This window comes from Paenibacillus xylanexedens (assembly GCF_017874615.1).
Lineage (GTDB): Bacteria > Bacillota > Bacilli > Paenibacillales > Paenibacillaceae > Paenibacillus > Paenibacillus xylanexedens.
The window spans coordinates 1-22,508 of the sequence record NZ_JAGIKV010000023.1; the positions used below are offsets into that span (position 1 = coordinate 1).

21 protein-coding genes are annotated in these 22,508 nt (G+C 47.7%); 8 read left to right on the forward strand and 13 right to left on the reverse strand.

The window, feature by feature from the left end:
* Positions 1–406: 406 nt before the first annotated feature.
* Together J2Z28_RS24415 and J2Z28_RS24420 are read right to left on the reverse strand one after the other, a co-directional pair.
* On the reverse strand, positions 407–1,888 hold the full coding sequence (locus tag J2Z28_RS24415; RefSeq protein ID WP_211084635.1) for an alpha-amylase: 1,482 nt from the start codon (positions 1,886–1,888) through the stop codon (positions 407–409).
* A 203-nt stretch (positions 1,889–2,091) separates the two neighbouring features.
* Positions 2,092–4,404, reverse strand: a complete 2,313-nt coding sequence (locus J2Z28_RS24420) for an ATP-dependent DNA helicase (protein ID WP_211084636.1) — start codon at positions 4,402–4,404, stop codon at positions 2,092–2,094.
* A gap of 136 nt (positions 4,405–4,540) precedes the next feature.
* Here J2Z28_RS24420 and J2Z28_RS31560 point away from each other — a divergent pair, with 136 nt between their 5' ends.
* Positions 4,541–5,038, forward strand: coding sequence for an antibiotic biosynthesis monooxygenase family protein (locus tag J2Z28_RS31560; RefSeq protein WP_211084637.1), 498 nt, complete (start codon positions 4,541–4,543; stop codon positions 5,036–5,038).
* A gap of 231 nt (positions 5,039–5,269) precedes the next feature.
* Positions 5,270–7,192: an LTA synthase family protein gene (locus J2Z28_RS24430; RefSeq protein WP_211084701.1), complete on the forward strand. Its 1,923-nt coding sequence runs from the start codon at positions 5,270–5,272 to the stop codon at positions 7,190–7,192.
* A 20-nt stretch (positions 7,193–7,212) separates the two neighbouring features.
* On the opposite strand, the gene J2Z28_RS24435 is transcribed toward J2Z28_RS24430, so the two are convergent.
* The 5 genes from J2Z28_RS24435 to cidR all read right to left on the reverse strand — a co-directional run bounded on the left by J2Z28_RS24435 (position 7,213) and on the right by cidR (position 11,257).
* The gene (locus tag J2Z28_RS24435) at positions 7,213–7,773 is read right to left on the reverse strand and encodes a hypothetical protein (RefSeq protein ID WP_211084638.1); all 561 of its coding nucleotides are present in this window, start codon (positions 7,771–7,773) and stop codon (positions 7,213–7,215) included.
* A 155-nt stretch (positions 7,774–7,928) separates the two neighbouring features.
* Complete coding sequence (locus J2Z28_RS24440; protein WP_047840815.1) at positions 7,929–8,600, reverse strand: hypothetical protein; 672 nt, start codon at positions 8,598–8,600, stop codon at positions 7,929–7,931.
* A 46-nt stretch (positions 8,601–8,646) separates the two neighbouring features.
* On the reverse strand, positions 8,647–9,321 hold the full coding sequence (locus J2Z28_RS24445) for a GNAT family N-acetyltransferase (RefSeq protein ID WP_211084639.1): 675 nt from the start codon (positions 9,319–9,321) through the stop codon (positions 8,647–8,649).
* A gap of 81 nt (positions 9,322–9,402) precedes the next feature.
* On the reverse strand, positions 9,403–10,260 hold the full coding sequence (locus J2Z28_RS24450; protein WP_211084640.1) for a carbon-nitrogen hydrolase family protein: 858 nt from the start codon (positions 10,258–10,260) through the stop codon (positions 9,403–9,405).
* A 112-nt stretch (positions 10,261–10,372) separates the two neighbouring features.
* Positions 10,373–11,257, reverse strand: a complete 885-nt coding sequence (cidR, locus tag J2Z28_RS24455) for a cidABC operon transcriptional activator CidR (RefSeq protein WP_047840818.1) — start codon at positions 11,255–11,257, stop codon at positions 10,373–10,375.
* 161 nt (positions 11,258–11,418) lie between these two features.
* Here cidR and J2Z28_RS24460 point away from each other — a divergent pair, with 161 nt between their 5' ends.
* The 5 genes from J2Z28_RS24460 to J2Z28_RS24480 all read left to right on the forward strand — a co-directional run bounded on the left by J2Z28_RS24460 (position 11,419) and on the right by J2Z28_RS24480 (position 14,831).
* On the forward strand, positions 11,419–11,790 hold the full coding sequence (locus J2Z28_RS24460; RefSeq protein ID WP_211084641.1) for a CidA/LrgA family protein: 372 nt from the start codon (positions 11,419–11,421) through the stop codon (positions 11,788–11,790).
* Complete coding sequence (locus J2Z28_RS24465) at positions 11,787–12,467, forward strand: CidB/LrgB family autolysis modulator (protein ID WP_211084642.1); 681 nt, start codon at positions 11,787–11,789, stop codon at positions 12,465–12,467. The genes J2Z28_RS24460 and J2Z28_RS24465 overlap by 4 nt, the downstream gene beginning before the upstream one ends.
* 105 nt (positions 12,468–12,572) lie before the next feature.
* On the forward strand, positions 12,573–13,091 hold the full coding sequence (locus J2Z28_RS24470) for an AbrB/MazE/SpoVT family DNA-binding domain-containing protein (RefSeq protein ID WP_211084643.1): 519 nt from the start codon (positions 12,573–12,575) through the stop codon (positions 13,089–13,091).
* A gap of 126 nt (positions 13,092–13,217) precedes the next feature.
* Positions 13,218–13,913 carry a Crp/Fnr family transcriptional regulator gene (locus tag J2Z28_RS24475; RefSeq protein ID WP_211084644.1) on the forward strand — a complete coding sequence of 232 codons (696 nt, stop codon included), beginning with the start codon at positions 13,218–13,220 and terminating at the stop codon, positions 13,911–13,913.
* A 114-nt stretch (positions 13,914–14,027) separates the two neighbouring features.
* Complete coding sequence (locus J2Z28_RS24480; protein ID WP_211084702.1) at positions 14,028–14,831, forward strand: DNA alkylation repair protein; 804 nt, start codon at positions 14,028–14,030, stop codon at positions 14,829–14,831.
* A 125-nt stretch (positions 14,832–14,956) separates the two neighbouring features.
* Here the strand turns inward: J2Z28_RS24480 and J2Z28_RS24485 are convergent, their stop codons facing one another.
* Positions 14,957–15,337 (reverse strand): DoxX family protein, encoded by a 381-nt coding sequence (locus J2Z28_RS24485; RefSeq protein WP_211084645.1) that lies wholly within the window; start codon positions 15,335–15,337, stop codon positions 14,957–14,959.
* A 423-nt stretch (positions 15,338–15,760) separates the two neighbouring features.
* Between J2Z28_RS24485 and J2Z28_RS24490 the strand changes: the two genes are divergently transcribed.
* Complete coding sequence (locus J2Z28_RS24490) at positions 15,761–16,060, forward strand: winged helix-turn-helix transcriptional regulator (protein ID WP_026081419.1); 300 nt, start codon at positions 15,761–15,763, stop codon at positions 16,058–16,060.
* A 104-nt stretch (positions 16,061–16,164) separates the two neighbouring features.
* On the opposite strand, the gene J2Z28_RS24495 is transcribed toward J2Z28_RS24490, so the two are convergent.
* From J2Z28_RS24495 to J2Z28_RS24515, 5 genes are all read right to left on the reverse strand, one after another.
* The gene (locus J2Z28_RS24495; RefSeq protein ID WP_211084646.1) at positions 16,165–17,169 is read right to left on the reverse strand and encodes a Gfo/Idh/MocA family protein; all 1,005 of its coding nucleotides are present in this window, start codon (positions 17,167–17,169) and stop codon (positions 16,165–16,167) included.
* A gap of 68 nt (positions 17,170–17,237) precedes the next feature.
* Entirely contained in the window at positions 17,238–18,896 is a 1,659-nt protein-coding gene (locus J2Z28_RS24500) for a glycerol-3-phosphate dehydrogenase/oxidase (protein WP_280530856.1), read from the reverse strand.
* A gap of 401 nt (positions 18,897–19,297) precedes the next feature.
* Positions 19,298–20,785 (reverse strand): glycerol kinase GlpK, encoded by a 1,488-nt coding sequence (gene glpK, locus J2Z28_RS24505; RefSeq protein ID WP_211084647.1) that lies wholly within the window; start codon positions 20,783–20,785, stop codon positions 19,298–19,300.
* Between the two features lie 28 nt (positions 20,786–20,813).
* Positions 20,814–21,383 carry a glycerol-3-phosphate responsive antiterminator gene (locus J2Z28_RS24510; RefSeq protein ID WP_211084648.1) on the reverse strand — a complete coding sequence of 190 codons (570 nt, stop codon included), beginning with the start codon at positions 21,381–21,383 and terminating at the stop codon, positions 20,814–20,816.
* 193 nt (positions 21,384–21,576) lie between these two features.
* On the reverse strand, positions 21,577–22,344 hold the full coding sequence (locus J2Z28_RS24515) for a GTP cyclohydrolase II (protein ID WP_076329272.1): 768 nt from the start codon (positions 22,342–22,344) through the stop codon (positions 21,577–21,579).
* Positions 22,345–22,508: the final 164 nt, after the last annotated feature.

Below are 22,508 nucleotides of genomic sequence, written 5' to 3' on the forward strand. Positions count from 1 at the left end.
AGCGTGCCAACCGTCGCTCGCATATGGACTCCCGCGCTTAGGGCTTCGGCGAAAAGCAGCATTTTGTGATGGGCTTGACAAAAACGTTCATAGCAGCGAATCTCAAACACGTTAATCTGGTGATGTTCCTCCAATTGGCGCTATTTCAATCGTTTTTGAGAGTAATAAGGTTACTGAGATTCGTTAGAATTCCAATAACGCTAATTCAGTGCAAATAAGGCGTGTTGAGTTCGTTAGGATGGAGTTTTAGTTGTACCTAGAAAAATGCAAAAAACCACCTGAACACAGGCATGCATGCTCTCCTGTTCAGGTGATTCAACGATCTATATATACTGTTTTTATACGGTCGGTATACTGTTTTCATATCAATCCGTGTATCTTTTATTATATTGCCTGGCACATGCCGTTACTCAACGTCAGCGCAGTCCTCATTCTGTTCAGGAAGGGCCCATACCGAGACGCCTCCACCGCACACATGGAAGGTGGCCCATCCGTCTTCCTCAATGGTAATCTGATCATCACAGCTCTTCGTCAGATCCACCCAGACTTCACCAGCACGATGCTCACCGATGAACATTCTCTTCTCACCGTCATCCCCGTTGGAGATGACCACTGCACAACCGGAACCTTCGATTTCCTCTACGCCACGACGTACCCAGCCGATGGTATTCGCGTGATCGAAGTAATCTTCCTGCTCTCCATACGCCTTGTTGCAACGGGCAGACAGCAGAATGTCCAGAATTTCTTTTTTGCCATCCACAGGTTCAGGACCACCAATGCCATAATAATCCCCGTAAAATACAACCGGATAACCATCGCGGCGTAATAGCGTCAACGCATAGGCGCTCGGCTTAAACCAGTCACCAATCCATGATTCTAACGCCTCATGAGGTTGGGAGTCATGATTATCTACAAAAGTTACCGCATGGGTAGGATGGGTCTGCACCAAGGTGTCATCAAAAATTTTGGAAAGATCAAAGTCTCTGCCTTTAAGCGAAGCCTCATGCAACTTGTAGTGAAGAGACACATCAAACAGGTCGATCTGATAGTCTACCGTATCAAGGAATTCACGACATGCATCCAGGTTCGAGTTCCAGAACTCACCTACGATGTAGAAATCCTGACCGCGTTTGCGGATCATCTCTGCTGCGAACTCCTTGATGAATTCGTGGTTGATATGCTTAATCGCATCCAGCCGGAACCCACCACACTGGAGGGTATCGATCAGCCATTTCCCCCAATCGATCATCTCGCGCCGAACATCCGGGTGGTTATAATCTATATTGGCGAACATCAGATAGTCATAGTTGCCAAACTCATCATCGACATTCTCATTCCATTTTTTATTCTCTCCTGCGATGCGGAATACACCTGTTCGTTCTTCCCTGGCATCAAAGTCCGTGCCATTGAAGTGTTCAGAGTTCCATTTAAAAGAGGAGTATTGATCCCCGCGACCCGGGAATGTAAATTTGGTCCAGCCCTCAATTTCGAACGGCTCAGAAATTTCCTTCGTTCGATCATTGGGATCAACCTCAATCACTTTAAAAACTTCCGTCTCATCTGCTCCGGCCTTGTGATTCATAACCAGATCCACATAGACGGCGATTCCGTTCTTCTGACACTCAGCAATGGCCTCTATCAGTTCCTGCTTGGTGCCATATTTGGTGCGTACGGTACCCTTCTGGTCAAATTCACCCAAATCATACAGATCATATACACCATAACCTGTATCCTCAGCTGATACGGCTTTGGTCACAGGAGGCACCCATACCGTATCAATGCCTTTGGCTTTCAATTCCGGGGCCATTTCAGCCAGTCGCTTCCAATGATCTCCGTCTGCAGCCAGGTGCCATTCAAAAAACTGCATCATGGTATGATTTCTCTTCATTATAACCGACCTCCTTGATTGCTTTCGAAGCGGACCGCGGAACGGATAGGGTAATCGCCGTTGTTCGTTCGTTGCTAACCAAGTTATAACCCTTTCACCCTACCCTTCAATCATATAAAGGAAAGAAATCTGAGAAAAATGTTAAACTTCTTGGTTCAGCATTTGCCTGATTCCATTGAAATTGCTGTGGAAATGCATCATATTCAAATTCGTTTATAGTCCCGCCACTCCTCGGGCAACAGGGAACGATAAGGTTCCTGGATAAAACGATCGTCGACCAGCACCAACACACCCCTGTCTTCCTCCGTCCGAATCAGCCGTCCACCCGCTTGCAGCACCTTGTTCATACCCGGGAAAATATAGGCGTAATTGAATCCGTTGCGTCCTGTCCGATCATAGTAATCACGTAATACGTTGTTCTCCAGACCAATCTGCGGCAGCCCCGCACCTACCACAACGACGCCATTCAAGCGGTCTCCCGGCAGATCGACACCTTCCGAGAATACACCACCCATAACGGCAAATACCAAGCGTGTTCGTTCAGGATTCGGCTGAAATCCATCCAAAAACTGCTCCCGTTCCAGTTCGTTCATGCCTTGCTTTTGTATGACCGTATCCGCTTCACTTGGCAGCTGTGCATAGGTTTCGTATATCTCCCGCATATAAGGATAAGAAGGGAAGAAGACCATTAAATTGCTGCGCGGCCACTCACTTACCAGCTGTTGCAGCATCTCCGCAATGGGGCGCCGGGATTGCTCCCTGTCCTTATAACGCACGGATAAGGGCAGGAGTCTCACATCCAATTGTTCGCGCTGAAATGGAGATGGAATCTGCAATGTATAATCCTCTTCCTCTGCACCCAGCATATCCCGATAATAGCGAAGGGGTGACAATGTGGCCGAGAAATGAATGAGGGAGCGGAATCCTTTGGCCGTCTGACGAAGCAGTACCGAAGGATCGAGACAAAATAACTTCACTCTCACTTCACTTCGAACACACTCTGCATACGTAATAAAACGTTCATCATACAGCTTGGCAATACGCAGGAAATTCTGTGCCGTGAAGTAGGCATCCAACAGCAGCTGATCCGTCTCGGCATTCCCCGAGCCACCTTCAACAAGACATTGCTCCGCAACCATGACAAAAGGTTCCAGTCGTTCAATCAGTTCCTCCGGTGCTTCCTGCTGGATGATCTTTCCTTCTTCTCCACCGTTTTTACGAAGGGTAATCAGATACTTATCAATGGCCCCGGTGTAGTCAACAATGGCTTTGGCAGCAGGCACACTGCTGTCCAGCGACTGAAACTCTCTTTTCACATCCAGAAATACTGCCTTCTCCAGCTCGGCGGAAAACATCATTCGGCCACGATCGACCAGATTATGCGCCTCGTCCACCAGTAACACCGTCTTGCGTTTCTGCTCCTCCAACATTCTTTTCAGAGAGATCCTTGGATCGAAAATATAGTTATAATCGCAGATCACCGCATCGGCTGCATACGCCGCATCCAGGGAAAACTCAAACGGACACACCCGATGTTTGCGCGCATACTGCTCGATGACCGGACGTGTCATCAACGTCTCATGTTCCAGCATGTCCAGCACGGCCTCGTTAATACGGTCATAATATCCTTCACACATGCCGCATTGCCCCGTATCACAAGCTTCCTCTTCTTTAAAACATATCTTGTCCTTCGCGGTCAGACTGATCACATGCATCTTCAATCCTTCCGATTGCATCCGGGCAAAAGCTTCTTCTGCCGCCACCCGTGTCGTCGTCCTCGCGGTCAGATAGAACAATCGGCTCGCTTCGCCTTCGCCAATCGCTTTGACCGTGGGGAACAGCACGGACATCGTTTTACCAATGCCTGTTGGTGCTTTGGCCATCAATCCCTGACCCTCACGGATTGTCTTGTATACGGCTCCTACCAGCTTCCGTTGCCCCTCCCGGTATTTGCGAAAAGGAAACGGCAGCTCTTTCACACTGATATCACGCTTTTCTTCATATGCAGCGATCATCTCTGCATATGGCGCATAACCGGCAATCACTTCTGCCGCAAACTGCTCCAGTTCCTGTCGCTCTGCCATTCGGCGAAACCGTCTTTCTTCATGGGTTACCGAATGCACATACGTCAACTGCACTTGCATGCGTGGTTCATCTTGCTGAACGGCGTACATGTAGGCATACATCATGGCCTGCGCCCAATGCACGGGAAGCCCCTCGCCCAGATCATCCAGATTGCCCGCAGTTGATTTGATCTCATCCACCGTCAACTGACCCTCCAACCGGATCAGGCCATCACATCGTCCCTCCACCACATAGGTCAGATCCCCATGTTGAATCTCAGCTTCGAGCACAATCTCTTTCAGATCCTCTTCCGTGTACTCCTTCTGTACCCGCTGGTGAATTCGAGTTCCCTCTTGCATCGAGGCATTGGTCCGGAACCCTGGACGTATGCTGCCGCTGCGGTACACATACTCCACCAAAGGTCTAACCGATATCCGAATTGTTGTTGTCATACGATCACCCGTTCTGTTTGTAGTGATTATACTTTATCATGAAAAGACGTACTCAAACCAGTTGACTCGCTGATTGGACTCGCACAATCCCATATGCTATGTTGAGATATATAAGTTAAATAAGGAGGCAGCTTCTATGTATATCTATTTGGTTCCTTCACCGATTCCGGATGCACTTGCTGCATACCCGCATCTGACTTTGCGAAGCGAAGAGCACGTGCGTCTGGCTATTGAATCCGCAGAACGCCTGATGAATATCGAGTCTGATGATAAAATAGCCGCATATGAAGCTTTTGATGCCGCAGGCTCCTGGACTGGCGGAGGTTACGCTGTTCTCAACAATATCCCTGTCACAGAGGATGGTCGTAACGACTTCGAAGAACGGTTCAAGAACCGTGCCCGCAAGGTAGAAGACGAGCCTGGCTTTGTTGGTATTCGTGTGCTTCGTCCTCTGAAGGATGACACATATGTCGTACTTACACTCTGGCAGTCGGAAGAAAACTTCAAAGGCTGGCAGGAATCCCAAGCTTATAGTCACGCTCACCGTAACCGCAGTACTAGCGAAGGGCTGACCGCACAGAAGCCTACCATGTTCCCCAGACCTTCTTACGTCACAACGTACACTATAGAATAACGAAATTGGGTCGCATCTGGCTTTTATCACAGTGGCCCATGTTTTTTCAAACCTCTTCCTGCATGGAAGAGGTTTTTTGCCGTCAATTGTAGAAGGCTCTCATTTTTGACACAGCCATGCTCAGATAGGATAATACTTGTTAAATGAAACTTCGGAAGGGAAGGCGGTACCTTGTCACGCAGTTCACTCACCCGATTTCTAAGCGGACCGTTTATATTCTTTACCATTATCATGATGATCAAAAGTTCACTGGCCTGGATTGTTATCTTCGATGACATCCCTGTCTGGAAACCACTGCTGACCGAATTGCCGCTCATCTGGATCGGCTTCTGTCTAATTGAGTGGTTTGCTGCCAAGCGGCGAATGTGGATATACCTTGCCATGAATTTGCTGCTCTCAGGGATTTTCTTTGCAGCCATCATGTACTACAAATACTATGGCGTAATCGTTAACTATCACGCGTTGGCACAGGTGAATCAGGTGACCTCGGTCAAGAGCAGCATGTTTTCTTTGCTCGACCCCTATTATTTGTTTATTTTTGCAGACGTTCTGATTATCGGGGGGATACTCATTCGTCGTCGGATCAAGCTCGGGAGTACAGAACGTCCGAACCGCATTCCGCTTGAACGACGTGCCAGAAGAAGGGTTGCCTCGGTCATACTGACCTTGTCCATGATCCTGTGCATGCTTAACATCTATCCCAATCGGGCCAGCATGAGTGAGCTTACACAAGCAGAACAGATGGGCATCCTCGGTTACGAGGCGTATACCATCCTGGATCGACCTGATAAACCTGTGCCCATCGCTCACATTGATCAGACTGACATCGACCAACTGAAACAAACGACCGAACTTCCTGCGATTGTGGAGAAGGGTGCCGCGAACGGACGCAATGTGATTATGCTCCAGTTGGAATCGTTCCAGAACTTTCTGATTGGATTAGAGGTAGATGGACAAGAGATTACGCCTAATCTGAATCAATTGGCTAGACAGAGCCTGTATTTTCCGAACTTCTATCAGCAAGTGGGACAGGGAAATACATCAGATGCAGAATTTGTTGTGAACACATCGTTCTACACCCCACCGAACGGGGCAGCAACGACTGTATATGCGGATAAAGCTCTGCCGAGTCTACCCAAATTGATGTCAGCAAACGGATATCAGACAGCTACATTCCATACAAATGATGTTCGTTTCTGGAATCGGGATCAGATATACAAGGCACTTGGATTCGACCAGTATTATGATATTGATTATTTCGGCACACAGGACTCTATCGCCTTTTCGGCCTCGGACGAGGTTCTGTATTCCAAAACACTGGATAAGCTGGAATCCATGCAGTCTTCGGGTGATCCCTTCTATGCCCATATCAACTCCATGTCAGCCCACCACCCGTACACTTTACCTAAAAACAAAGTGAAGCTGACGCTGCCAGAGCGTTACAAGGATACGTTGCCCGGTGATTATTTGATATCACAGTATTATGCGGATGAGGCAGTTGGACAGTTGATTGCTGGATTGAAAGAACGAGGATTATGGGAAAATAGCTTGTTCGTCTTGTACGGGGATCACCTGGGGCTTCCCATCTACTCACTGGATCGGGATGACGAAGTCCTTATGAAAGAGTTGTATGGTCGGGAATACACATCAGCAGATATGATTAATATTCCACTCATTATCTCGGCCCCGGGCGTTACCCCGAGTGTACAACTGGAACAGATCGGAGGCCAGGTGGACATTCTGCCAACGATTGCCGGACTCACCGGAGTATCACTGAAGGACCAATTACACTTCGGACAGGATTTGTTACACGAAGGCGGAAATCTCCTACCCGAACGTTATTACCTTCCTTCCGGGTCAGTGCTAAACGATGCTTCTCTCTTCATACCGGCGAAAGGATACGGGGACGGAACACATTATTCCCTAGCTGATGCGGGCAGACAGGATGAAGGGCAACAGCAGATGAATGTTCCGTCAGAAGATACGACGAAGATTTCGGGAGATGAGGAATTTCCAACTATCGCCACGCCCAATAACAGTGTGGTGCCCTCTTCACGGTTTATAACGAAGGAACAATATGATCGGGCATTGGATCTTGCGCACTTGTCCAACAGTTATTTGAGCCAGTTACCGGATCGAAAAGCTACACAATAATTGAATCTTTTCACTCGAACTCATCCATTCGTGAGCAGACCATCAAAGAGCCAGTTGCCTTCCTCAGAACGAATGAAATAGAAATCCAATGCACCGTTTCCATCAGACCATACTGTAGCCATATGTAACATGACACGATCTGAATCCAGAGGATTAAATCCACGGTACTCCAAATTATTCAGGCTAACGTTATGCAGAAAAGGGACTTCGTAATCCCCCTGTTCCAGTTTCGAAATAATGATATTGTTCTGCTGCGATATTTCTATGTTCGGAGAAGACACCGATTCAAGATATGTATAGTTATTGGATTGCATCGCCGCCATCAGTTTAAACGTTATGTTCAGCGTTTCTCTTAAACTTTCTATTTCTTCTTGCTCTTTTGCGTCTTTTTCATCTTTTTTCTTCTGGTTGTTCCGTACCTGCTCCTTCAGCAGTTCATTTTCCTTCCGCATTTGTTCGGTATTTATGGCATCCTTGCGTTCCTTCTCCTGTACATCTGGTAGTGAAGCATCGTCACTCGAATTACAGGCTGTTAAAAATAAAGCGAGTATCCATATCAACAAGATTCTGCTTTTTCTCATCTAATCCCCCCCTTAATAATAATGAATAGAAACACATATCTTCCATATTTATGGTAACATATCCCATACAAAAGAAAATACTATCTTGTTTATTCTGAAAAATAAACAAAAAAAGACCCGAACCCTGTTAGTCCGGGCTCGGGTCGTTCATATGATTACAACGGCAGTAGCGCAACCGACTTGCGAGCAGTCAATTGCTCTACCATGGCAAGCCATTCCTGCGGTTTGTTAGGAAGCACAGCATAATATCGATTCAGGAAATCAGCCACCAGGCTTGCTGGCAGTTCACCGAGCGACTCATCGCCTGGCATGAAGCACAGGTCCAAGCCGCCAACCGCTTCACCGTCACCTTGCCAAGATGGATGAACATATGGGAAGTCCAGACGCTGATATCCCAGATGAGACAGCACTTCGCGACGCACATACGGGTCCATCGGCTTGATGCCGCCAAACTCGTGATCCTGACTCAGATAAGGGTTATAGATTTCGGCAAACATGCCGAACAATTCTTTCCCGTTTGCTGCAGCCAGCTTTTGCAGATCACGCTTGCGGTGATTCGCCAGGAAACTGCCGATCCCCAGTCCTTCGCGCCCAATAATCGTAAAGTCCGTCATGGCTACGTTCCAATCCTCGTAATAACGGTACTCTGTCGCTCCAACAACCTGTCCCTCATGCACAGCCACGAACACCCGAATACCCGGATCTTCCAGGGGTTCTTCCCACAGGGGGAAGTCCAGCACTTCTTCCCGCGGGAAAATCTCCTGCATCAACTTGTGCATTTGGGCAAACAATGGATCTTTAATGGATGTAATGCGCGTGAATTCCATGAATAAATACCCCCTCGATTGATAATGTATTTCATTTAACATTTCTTTATCTGAACGGATTCTGCCACTCCATCAGGGCTGCATAGTTGCAGGATTCCTCATCGTCCAGATAGTCTGCGGTCACACCAACAGGCATGCGGCCACAGCGAAGCAGGAACGATATCACCGGGTCACGTCTCTCTCCCGCTGCTACCTGATCCAGATATTCCTGCGCAGACAGTTGGTCTGCAACCAGGTGATAACCGGGCATTCTACCCGCACCTAGTAACCGATCCATCCCCTGAGCGATGACAAGGTGGTACATCGCCTGCATCATAAGCTGAGCCAGTCCCCACTTGCGATACTTTGGACGAACACAGAGATCCACAATATACAGCGTGTTGCCATCTGGCTGGTGGTTACGAATATATCCGTCATCCGTTACTTTGGCCCAGGTATGACTTGCTGGATGTGCAGGGTCCCACTGCATCCGTAGCGAAGTCATTGAGCCAGCCAACTCTCCATCCACTTCAATACAGATGGCACCCTCCGGGTAATGCTGCACATGACTGGTGAGCTGCTCGTGACTCCAGAGCAGTTCTTCCGGATAAGGAGGAGGGAAACTCTCCGCCTGAATGCGAATGAGTTCCTCAAAGTCGGATGCAACATAATTGCGAACGACTACTTTTACCCTTTTGCCACTTCGCTCCGGGTCGGTGATCAGCATTTCTTTGGTATACATGTTGCCGGGTCCCCCCTTTCCACTGACAAAATGAATTCTAATAAAAGTTCCTTTGTCCTTTTCGGTTATAAAAGCAGTTCGCTACTCCCAATCGGTATATAGATCGGTCCGGCGGTCACGCCAGGTCGTTACCGATCCACGTTCACGTACCTCATACAGCAAATCCAGATCCAGATCGGCGGTCACAATCATATCGTTGTTAATCTCACCCTCGGCCAGAATGCCACGTGGCGGAAATGGGATATCATTCGGCGTAATAATTGCAGCCTGTCCGTAGTTGGCACGCATGAAATCAACGGTCGGCAAGTTACCCACTGTTCCGGTTAATACAACATACACCTGATTCTCCACCGCGCGGGCATGACTCGTATAACGCACACGGTAGAACCCGTGACGATCGTCCGTGCAGGAAGGACAGAAAATCACGTCAGCGCCTTTGGCTTTAGCCATCCGTACAATTTCCGGGAATTCAATATCGTAACAGGTCAGCATGGCAATACGGCCTTTATCGGTGTCGAACACATCAAGTCCATCTCCGGGAGCCATATTCCATTCCTGGACTTCGGTTGGTGTAATGTGGATCTTGTCCTGCCGCGCGATACGACCATCCGGGTAGAACATATGGGCTGTATTATACAGCTTCCCTTCACGGCGAATGACGTGGGTTCCCCCGATAACGTGCATACCGTATTTGGCAGCAAGTGATGTGAACAGTTGTTCATATTGCTCCGTAAAGTTCGGCAGATCCTCAATTGTCAGTGCATTGCCTTGTTTGTCCCCAATGGACATTAACTGCGTTGTGAAAAATTCCGGGAACAGCACAAATTCGGTTCCGTATTCGTTCGCTGTCCGTATGTAATGCTCAGCCTGAGCGGCGAACTGCTCAAACGAGCTGATTGTGTGCAATTGGTATTGTACAGCGGATACCCGCAGTTTCATGTTCGTACACCTCCATCATGATTATGCTTCCATTGTAACAACGATCCGGGGTCAACAAAAGAGTATTTACACTGGGCACTACAATGACAGAATAACCCTCCGATCGCTTCCCTTACTCACCCAGCATCGACTGAGTGAATCCAATCCACTCTCTCGTGGCAAAAGACAGATAGCGGTCCTTCCGCCAGATCATACCGAGCTGCCATGGAATTACCGGTTCCACCACGGGTATGATGCGTACACGCATATGGTCCACCTCACGACAAATCGTTTCCGGCAGTAAGGCTACCCCCAGATTGGCGGCAACCATCGCGCTGAGCAGATCCCACTGGGAGCTCTCATATACCACCCGGGGCTGGAACCCCGCATGCTGACAAGCCACGATAATCCGGTCATGCAACGCAAAATCTTCCCGAAACAGTACAAAGGCGTCGTTTTCCAGTTCGTGCAGTGCAACCGACTCTTTCCCCGCAAGTGGATGTGAAGGGTGTACAAGCAAGTTCAGCTTCTCTTTCACAAACACAAAATGATCCAACAGCTCATCCACAGTTGGCAGTACGGCAACACCGATATCCAATGCACCACTGATCACATCGGCCTCCACTTTTTTGGCACCATCCTCAAACAGCTGAATGGTCACCTGCGGGTAGGCTTTGTGAAATTCACCAATGATCATGGGGAAAAAGCTTGACCCCACCATCGGCGGCAAGCCAATCCGCAGATGGCCTTTCTTCAAGTTCATCAGGTCGTCCAATTCGGATGACAGACTGCGGAATGATTTTTCAATCTCAAGTGCCTGACGAAAAAACACATGACCTGCATCGGTTAGTTCAACTTTCTTGCCATAGCGGTCCAACAACGTGATACCCAATTCCTCTTCAAGACTCTTGACCGTCTTGCTGATCGTAGGTTGGGTGATATACAGAACTTCAGCGGCTTTTGTGAAGCTCTGCTGCCGGGCAACTTCCAGAAAATATTGCAAATGGCGGATATCCATCGCTTGATCCCCACCTCTCATAGACAAATGGAATAGTAAACATTCTTAATATGCATTTTACTCATGAAAGAATGCCATGTAAAATTTGTGATATTAAATGAATCATTTTCATTTTCATAATAACTTAAACGATTACGTTGATTATACAAGGAGGGATTGAAGTGAAAAAATGGGGCCTCGGTATTGCACAAGTTGCGCTCTTAATGGTTTTTTCACTGCTCATGGACCTGCTGGCCCGCACTCTCCATCTTCCTGTACCCGGTTCAATAATCGGTATGGTTGTATTATTCATTCTGCTTCAGACTCGTGTCGTGAAGCTGCGCTGGATTGAAGTTGGAGCTGCCTGGCTGCTCGGTGAACTACTGTTATTTTTTATCCCGTCAGCCGTTGGCATCATGAACTATATGCCCATGTTAGAGCATGACGGATTGCAAATTTTATTCATCGTACTTCTTAGTACATTCCTGGTCATGTCCTGCACAGGCCTGGTTGCTACACGAATTGCGAAACGAAAGGAGCGTCACACCGGATGATTGGATTCCTCTGCCTGTTGTTAACCGTCGGTATTTATTGGGTTACCAAACGAATATATCGCAATCTGCCGAAAGTATATCTGTCTCCACTGCTCATTACGCCGCTCCTCGTCGTTGGCATATTGCTCGCAACGGGAACGGATTATACCACTTATAGTAGTGGTGGCAAATGGCTGAGTCTGCTGCTTCAACCGGCCACCGTGGCTTTTGCCGTACCGCTCTATACCTTTTTCCATGTACTCAAAAAACATATTTCCGAGATTGTCTTCAGTGTCATGACCGGTTCGGTCGTTGCGGTACTCTCTTCTGCCCTGCTCGCCAAATGGTTGCGCCTGGATTCAGGGCTAGTCCACAGCTTGATCCCGCGCTCCATTACTACACCCATTGCCATGAACGTTTCGGCTACCATCGGTGGCATACCCGCAGTGACAGCTGTTTTTGTTATTATGACAGGCCTGCTCGGGGTGATTATGGGACCTTCGATCGTCAAAATGCTGCGCATTGATGGGGAGATTGCACGAGGCACACTGTTTGGAACCGGTGCCCACGGCACAGGGACATCCAAGGCGTTTGAACTGAGTTCCCTGACCGGTACCATCTCCAGCATCTCCATGGTGCTCGCTGCATTGTTCACTTTAGCCGTTGCACCCGTGCTTTCCAAACTTATTTTCCCATAATAGATGGCATTATCCCACTTTTTTGAAATATTATTGTTGTATTAAAGCCCTTTCTTCCTTACAATAAGGACAGGTTTTAATTGTGAATATTGCGGGGGAGATGCGATGAAAAGAACCGGAATGAAGAGATCTCTGGACCGTCTTGGACGAATTGTCCTTCCCAAAGAAATGCGGGATACGATGGAAATCCATATCGGCGATCCGCTTGAGTTTTTCATTGAAGGGAAAGAGTTGATTTTAAGAAAGTACAAATCAACATTATGTATTTTTTGCGGTGACATGGATACACAAATGTATTTCAAAGAACAATTCATCTGCCGGACTTGTGCAATTCAATTAAAACACCCGGATGACTCTCCCAACTGGTTCGTACCTCAGAACAAACAGGCTCCTGCACCCGTGGAGCGTCCTGCTTCCAAATCCGCCTCCGTCTCATCTCCCGCTAGGGAAGAAGGGACCGCTGCTGACAACCAAGAATACCCGGACCTGCGGCCAAAGACGGCACGCATGCTGCAACAGATGAAAGAAATTGTTGAACAGAATCCCGGTTTGGCTCAACAGCAAATTGCGGAAAAGCTTGGCATTAGCCAAGGACGCGTCTCTCAATTAAAAAAGTTACTATAATCAAAATGGCATTCGATCATTTATAGTCAGAAGACCTTCCGATCAGGAAGTCCCGCTGCAAGAGAACCCGTTGTTTTTCGTGGGTTCTTCTTTTTTTATATTCATATTGTAATGGAAAGGAGTTCTATGGATAAAATTCTGTATTTATCACAATTCGACCTCATGTCCTCCTTATCCGAGGCAGACCTGATTGAAATGGATGGGATGACTTCTATTACGACCATAGCCAAAAACAGACAGATCCAGACACCCGATACGTTTACAGAAGGTTTCTATTTTGTAAAACGGGGAAAGGTTCGTTTATATACATTAAATCCGGAGGGCAAGCAGTTCACTCTCGATATTTTGACGGAAGGTAACGTGTTTGGAGAAATGAACGGAATCTCACTCGGAACACGTGCCGTTTATATCGAAACGATGGAGGAGTGTGATATTTGCCTGATGAACAAACAACGATTTGAACAGTTTCTGATTGAACATCCGGAATTTATGATGAGACTGATGAACGTACTAAGCGAGCGGATCAAACGAATGAGCGAGTTGACACAGACGCTCGCACTCGGAAGCCTGCATGAAAAGGTGATACATAATCTCTTCCGGCTGGCTGAACAGATGGGATGCATCCAAGAAGATGAGTACTACCGGATTCAACTCGGGCTTACCCATCAGGAGATTGCCTGGATGGCGGGAGCCACACGGGAATCGGTTACGATTGTCATGCAAGACTTGGCAAAAGCTGGCCGTATTCGTACCGGATTCAAATCAGTCTCCCTTCATCGTGACGAAATCGCTACCCTTCGGAAAATCACCCCCCACTTGTAAGATGCCTTACATCTCTGTTCTCCAGCAAGTTGTATTGTATAGCTCATGAGTCTATACAACCAAGGAGGAGTACATACATTGGATGCTAAGTCAGATCTGTTTATCCCTGAAAACATTCTTCTTCGCAAAGGTGCCCGTAAAGCATCGGAAATCCCTGAGCATATCCGCAATCGGCTACAAGCAGGACATATCGAATCGGTCAATCTGACCGAATGGCTGGCTGTAGATCATGTTTCTCTTTTTCAGAAGGTTACCCATGAATGGGGAATGGATGCCGAAACCAGAGCAATTACAGAGCAGTTAACACAGATGGATGAGCAGCGGATCATGAAAATCATCCCGGCCATAGCCATGCAATGGCTTGATCTGTTGAAACGTCCATCAGTCAATGAAAAAACGAATCTCTTTCGTTCCATTGCAGAGCATCGTTCAGACAGTGTTCGCTGCTGGGCGGCTTATATCATTGGGCTGGATTCCGGTCTGGACCTGACTGAAAAGTTGGAGCATATTCGGTCCTTTGCAGCAGATCATCACTTTGGTGTAAGAGAAATCGCCTGGATGGCTGTACGGGAGTCCATCTCTGCCGAATTATCCTTAGCCTTGCAGCAGTTAATCCCATGGAGCGTTGACCCTGATCCACTGATCCGTCGCTTTGCAATAGAATCAATCAGACCTCGTGGGGTCTGGGCCAAGCATATTCAGGAGTTAAAAGAAAATCCGGCCATGGCCCTTCCCTTGCTTGACGCGGTGAAATCCGATGCCCATAAGTATGTGCAGGATTCGGTAAGTAACTGGCTGAACGACGCCAGCAAGACGAATCCAGAGTGGGTGCGGCAGGTCTGTGCCACTTGGACGCAGCAGTCGGATACCCAACATACGCGGCGAATCGTTACACGTGCCATGCGAAGTCTAACATAAAAAAAGATGGCCACGGCTCACTGGCAGTGGTCATCTTCTGCATAGGCATCCGCGTTTACATTCCTTTTGACAGGAATACCTTTTCCTCGGTAAATAGCCCAATAACGTTCCCTCTTATCTTTAACTCACGCCTGAACCGCGTCCATCTGGCCTTCTTCTTCCGCTTCCAATCTGCGCATGCCCACAACCAGGACAATGATGTTAGCTACCAACAACACAGCCGGGAACGGAACAGCAGCGTATTGTGCATAGATCAGATGACTTCCAACGGCCCCAATCAGAATGAATGTCAGTATGCCAGAAGCCAGAATGCGAGTCCGTGGAATCAGCAGTCCTACAGCACTAAGCAACTCCGCGGCGCCCAGCAGATACATGGTCCATGTCGGATAAGAGAAACTTTCGAAGGTCTGAATCATCATGTCTGCTCCACTAATCTTGTTAAACCCCGTCATGACGAAGACACCTGCTAACACAACCAGAAAAACGTAACCCAAAATCTTGTTCATATGTATTTCCTCCTGTAACAAATTATATGTTCCTACTATGTAATGATTATTTTTGCTGCACATTGTAAAAAAAGAATCTATGTAAAAGTTCCCAAAGGTCACTCTGTTTTCAACCGTTCAGCCCCGTTCAATTTTCAGAATAGTACGCGTTCATATTATACGTATTATTTATCACCAACTTACTTTTGTGAAGTTAGTATATAATAATAATATAATTTCTTCAAGTAATTTTTCACTGTATGATGTATAATACATACAAAAGGTATGTTACAGTATATTTTGTAGTAACCCTCATTTACTTGGATGTCCTATATTCTTAAAGCGGCAGAAATCATGTCCTTTCATATACAACTTTGAAGAAAATAATTATGAATCGAGGTGAACACGTTGAAGCTTAAAAAAGTAAAATCACCAAGTCCCTGTATGATCACTCAAGCCATAGACATCATAGGCAAGAAGTGGGTACTGTTAATCATGTACCAACTGTTGTCTGGACCCAAGCGGTTTACGGAGCTTGAAGCAGAGATGGCGATCAGTGGACGACTTTTATCGGAGCGATTGAAGGAAATGGAGACGGAAGGTATCGTAACCCGACACATGTTTCCCGAGATACCTCCCCGTGTAGAGTATGAATTGACACCGAAAGGCAGAGCCATTGAACCTGTCATTGATCAGATCTACAGTTGGTCATCTGACTGGTTGAAACAGCAGAAATCCGAGTAGTTGAATTGCTGCTTAATAATCTCTACTCAACACAAATACGCCTGAATCAGGTTGATCTGCGGATCATTCCCTGATTCAGGCGTATTTATATTACCTTCAACCTTTTAATGAGAGAGATGTTTTGAAGGCTGAAGCTGTACCGGCAGACCGGAATCTGCCGATGCCAAGGCCGCCGTCGTAATCTCCTGTGTACGGCAGGCATCCGCATAATCGGACAGAATTCGTGAACGGTCTCCCGTACGCAGGGCGTGAATGAACGCTTCATTCTCACGCTCGTATGGATTATGTCCTGCCGGAATCTCCAGACCTGCCATCGCATGTGTTGCGGCACTTGGCAGAAGCAAACGTTCTGGCGTCCAATCCCACACGCCTGCATCCGTGTAGAACTGGAGCCCTGCGCCGCCCTCTCCGTCTGGCAACAGACATGTATTGGCGATACTGGCAATCGCTCCACTTTCCAGCTTAAGCGTCACATTCGCCACATCGGCTACGGTCACATGCTCATGCTTCTCATGCATGCTTCGCTGAGCTGCTACAGCATATACCTCCGTAACTTCTCCTGCACAATACCGAAGCAAGTCTACAATATGTGTAGTCTGCTCTACGAATTGCCCTCCTGAACCGTCCTGACGCCGCCACCAAGCGACTCCTGGCATTCCGCCCATCCAGCGGCCAAGAGCCATGCCGACCGTCTGTTCTTTCATCGCTTGCTGCAGGACCTGCGCAGCCTCCTGATAACGGAAATGGTAACCGACAGAGGTTAACAATCCGCTCTTTTGTACCTGATCCAATACCTGACGCGGAACGTCCATTCCGGTGCTCAACGGTTTCTCCACCAGAAATGGAATACCGCGGCGGATTAATTCCGACTCCATCGATCCGTGAGACATCGGAGGCACACAGATATACACCGCATCCAGCTTCTCACCATCCAGCATATGTTCAAGTTCCCCGTAACCAACAGCATCATAAACGGAGGCCATAGCCTCTGCCTTTTCGAGCGATGTTCCACAGACACTCGCAACACGAACACCTTCCATCCGTGCGAGAATATCCGCGTGTACCTTACTGAACCAGCCTGTTCCAATGATTCCGATCTGTAATGTCATGGATGTAATCCCCTCTCTATGTTACACGCTTACATGTTCCATTCGACTCTCGATCTTGAAATCCTGCCTCAGATTTTGCCGGATGCTTCCAGCAACAGCTGATCCAGTTCCTGTGTATGCTTAACCTCTTGCTCTTCAGACCAGTTCAAACAACCTGCCATATATGAGATAACCGCTGCTTTATAGCGACGGACTTCATCAATACGGAAGAATAAATCACCTGTTCTTCGTACCAAAAAGTCAGACGGGGTTACAGCCATCTCTTCATCAATCGCGTAACGCAGCATCAACAGTAGCTCCTGTGGCATGTCATGAAGCTCAGCCTTGGTGCGTGGGTCAGGCATTCGCTCATACAGTGCCTTCACATTGGAACCATACGTGCGGACCAGCCGCTCCGCAGCAGGCCGGGCAAGCCCGAGAGCAACACCGTCCTTGATCTTGCGCTCCGCATACGATACAAATCCAGCCGATCCCCCTACATCACCGCCGGAAATCGGCATCTTTTTCGTTACGCAAGGGCCTATGGAATGTCCACTCTCCTGCTCCATCTGGCGTGCGACCAGATCAACAACCATCTCAGCCATTTTACGGTATCCGGTTAACTTGCCCCCGGCAATCGTAATCAGATTGGATTCGGATACCCAGACTTCATCTTTACGTGGTATTTCGGAAGGATTCTTGCCTTCCTCATGAATTAGTGGACGTACACCCGCCCATCCGGATTCCACGTCCTCGGTACCAATGTGTACATCTGGAAACATGCCATTAACTGCATCAATCACATAATCGCGGTCCGAGTCGGAAATTTGCGGGTGCGCAGGATCATCCTGATATACGGTGTCGGTTGTTCCTACATAGGTTTTACCATCACGTGGGACAGCAAATACCATTCGACCATCTGGTGTATCAAAATAGACGGCCTGTCTCAATGGGAATCGTTCACCATCAAAGACCAAATGAATACCTTTGGTCATCTGTAGCGTTTTCCCCTGGCGTGAACCATCCAATTCCCGCAGACCGTCCACCCATGGACCGGAAGCGTTGATCACCTTGCTTGCTTTTAGCGTATAGGTCCGCCCATCGATCTGATCCATAGCTTCAATACCTGTAATCTTGCGATTCTCCTTCAGGAAACCTTTCGCCTTGACGTAGTTCACTGCCTGTGCCCCACGTTTGACAGCTTCTTTCATGACTTCAATGGTAAGCCTGGCATCATCAGTCCGGTACTCCACATAGAGTCCACCACCCAACAACCCCTGTTTGCGTAACAAAGGTTCACTGTCTGACACCGCTCCAGCATTCAACATTTGGCGCCGTTCACTGCGCTTCACCCCGGCGAGCCGATCATACACCATCAGTCCAATGGATGTGCTGAAGCGGCCGAACGTGCCAGCCGTATAGATTGGTAACAACATCGGTTCCGGTGTTGTCACATGTGGCCCATTCTCATATACTACAGCCCGCTCCCGTCCTACCTCAGCAACCATCTTCACTTCATATTGCTTCAAATAACGCAATCCGCCATGGACAAGTTTGGTCGAACGACTGGATGTACCTGCTGCAAAATCCTGCATTTCTACAAGTGCCGTCTTCAATCCACGCGAAGATGCATCCAATGCAATCCCTGCGCCTGTAATCCCGCCGCCAATAATCAATACGTCAAAATGTGCATTCGCCATGCTTTGCAAATATTCGGTCCGGTGTGCTGACGAGAACGTTTCTGTCATTCTTGAACCTCCCATTGATATCCTTAATATTTCCGTAAAAAGACAAAAAAAGGACCACGTCATTCGCTCAGCAATTGCTGAGCGGCACGTGGTCCCTCCCGATCTCCAGACATCATTTTATTAACTTGTGCCTTTATCCTATCACAGATTTTTGACGGCGTGAAGTCCTGAAATGACACATTATTCAAAAAAAATTCAAAAAGTTGTTCTGCCAAAGGATGTAATTTCAAATGAATCCACTAACCTTGTTTTTTTCCTTATAGTGGCTATATATTTTGCCTTCTCCAGGAAGAATAACCCTGTAAATCATGCATCATTTTCAACCAGTAAATATCATTTATAACATATGTTTAGTTAAAAAGTACAAATACCCACACCAAGGAATATTCATTTCATTCCTTTTATTTAAAAGCCATTGCTGCGTTCACTGCACGCTTCCAGCCTGCATAAAGTTCTGTTCGTTGTTGCTCAGCCATAACAGGCTGGAAGACACGCTCCGTATTTTCATGATCGGTCAATTCATCCGCACTCGTCCAATATCCAACTGCCAATCCTGCCAGATAAGCCGCACCCAATGCAGTTGTTTCATTCAACGTTGGGCGTTCGACAGGAATGCCGAGAATATCACTCTGGAACTGCATGAGAAAATCATTGGCCGCCGCCCCGCCATCCACACGCAGAGCATGAACGGGAATACCCGAGTCGGATTCCATTGCCTCCAGTACATCTTTGGTCTGATACGCCAACGCCTCAAGTGTAGCACGGATAAAGTGTTCCTTTGTCGTGCCTCGGGTCAGGCCAAACACCGCACCCTTAACCTCACTATCCCAATACGGACTGCCCAATCCCACAAATGCAGGTACAATATACACGCCGTCTGTCGAAGGCACGCGTGAGGCGTAATCCTCACTATCTTTTGAAGAGCGAAGCATCCTTAATCCATCACGCAGCCACTGAACCGCTGAACCTGCAACAAAAATGCTGCCTTCGAGCGCATATTCAACCTTGCCATTCATGCCCCAGGCAATCGTTGTAATCAGTCCGTGATTGGACTGTACCGGCTTCTCTCCCGTATTCATAAGCATAAAACAACCGGTACCATATGTATTTTTCATACTGCCCTTGGTGTAACAGCCCTGACCAAACATCGCTGCCTGTTGATCTCCTGCTGCTCCCGCAATCGGAATCCGATGACCGAAGAAATGATAGTCTGTTGTATGTGCATACACCTCGGATGAACCTCGCACTTCTGGTAGCATAGCCTTGGGAATGTCGAGGATATCCAACAATTCGTCATCCCATTGCAGATCATAGATGTTATAGATCAGAGTACGTGAGGCATTGGATATATCTGTGACATGTGTACCCCCGCTCAGTTTCCAGATCAGCCAGCTATCAATCGTGCCAAACAGCAGTTCACCCTTCTCTGCCCGCTCCCGGGCACCAGGGACATGATCCAGAATCCATTTCACCTTTGTTCCCGAGAAGTAGGGATCGATTAGTAATCCTGTTTTACGTCGGAAAAGGTCCCCGAGACCCTGCGTCTTCAATTCTTCACAGATGTCTGCGGTCTGTCTGGATTGCCATACCACTGCATTATAGATGGGTCTGCCTGTTTCTTTGTCCCATACCACAACTGTCTCACGTTGATTCGTAATTCCAATTCCGGCAATCTGGACAGGCTTAATTCCGCTCTCTGCCAGACATGAAGCCATCACGGCAAGAATGGAACTCCAGATTTCGTTGGCATTCTGCTCTACCCAGCCCGGTTTGGGGAAATATTGAGGGAATTCCTGCTGTGCAATGTGCACAATCTCTCCGCCACGGTTAAACAGAATAGCTCGGGAGCTTGTTGTTCCCTGATCCAGAGCCAATATATATTTTTCCATACAGACAACCTCCTGTTGTGGGTTATTTTTACGGTGTAAGCGATTTCTCAAAGTGTCGGATCAGATCTGCATTGGATGTGGTCACTGCCGTAGCCCCGACGCCAAGCGCAAGTTCAACCTCTTCCGGTGATCGAATCAATCCTCCTGCAATAATAGGGATACCCGTACGCACAGATACTTCCGCAATAATATGCGGAATGACGCCAGGTAATACTTCAATATAATCCGGTTGGGTTTTGGCCAGCAACAGATAACTTTTCTCCAATGCATGGGTATCGAGCAGAAAAATACGTTGTATGGCTGTAATGCCTTTCTGCTTCGCCTTCTGAATGACACTCGCTCGCGTAGAGATCAGTCCTGCCGGGCGAATGTGCTGGCACAGATACTCTGCCGCATACTCATCATTCTTCAATCCCTGTACCAGATCTGCATGCAAAAGTATCTTTTTGTCATACCGCCGCGCCTCGTCCATTACACTCTGAAGCTGTGAAATATGCGTTTCCAGCATCACCCCATAGGTATAAGGGCCTTCAATCATCGCTTCAAACTGCTTCATGCTCTTTGCAGCCGGCAACATACGTTGTCCCTCAAATGGCACCTTGGTTCCTCCCGCATTCATCAGATGACTATATTGTATAATCCGCACTGTGGGAACGGCAAGCCATTCCATGAATCAGGAAAACCTGATCGCTACCCTATCATCCATACCAAAAAGCCGCTGCTGTACTTCTCCATAACGGAGAGTACAACAACGGCTAATCAGCTAATCGTATATGTTCAATGAGTAAAGATTAAGCCTGCGCATGCGGAAGCAGCGTCTCTGCCCCAGCCCAGCCATCACTTTCTGCCAAGTGACCAGAACGGTTCACTTTCGTTTGCAGATATTTCTCGTTGAATGCAGAGCGATCTCCCCACAGTGGTACACGTCCGCCCACATTCAATCCCGCTTCCTGCAAGGCAGCCAGCTTCCGTGGATTGTTGGTGATCAGGGTAACCGGTGCGGAGCGAAGTGCACGCAACACGGCAATCGCATCGTCATAATTGCGGGCATCGTCTGTGAATCCAAGCTGCAAGTTTGCATCTACCGTATCCAGACCTTCTTCTTGCAAAATGTACGCCATGGCTTTGCTGAACAGACCAATGCCACGTCCCTCATGGTTCGCAAGATAGAACAGTGCGCCCGCTCCATGAGCGGCGATCATTTTCATGGATTGCTCCAATTGGAAGCCGCAATCACAGCGTTTGCTGCCAAAGATGTCGCCTGTATGACAGATGCTATGCATCCGAATCAGCGCTTCTTGTGCGTCGGCAAAGTCACCATATACCAGAACACTGGATTGTTGACGCTCTGCCAGTTCAGCTTCAGCAAGAGATTCAATTAACTCGCCGCTCTCCATCGCTTTGTCCGATTTCATCCAGCTGTACCACTGGAATGTCTTGGTCTCCCCATCGAGGTTAACCGGAAGCTTGATTGGCCCCACCAGGTATATAAACTCTTTTCCACTCGGAAAAGTCTGAATTTTGGGGGCAAGCAGTTGAATAATATGTGAATTGATCATTGTCGTTCCTCCTGTTTAGGCCAACTTGTCTGTTGATTGATTCGCATCCAGCGTGAAATTGGATCACTTGGACGTTATATAGTACGTATCTATATTATTCTCATCATCATTAGTTACTTTATGTAAGTTAGTTTAGAATAAAAATTATAATGTGTCAAGTAACT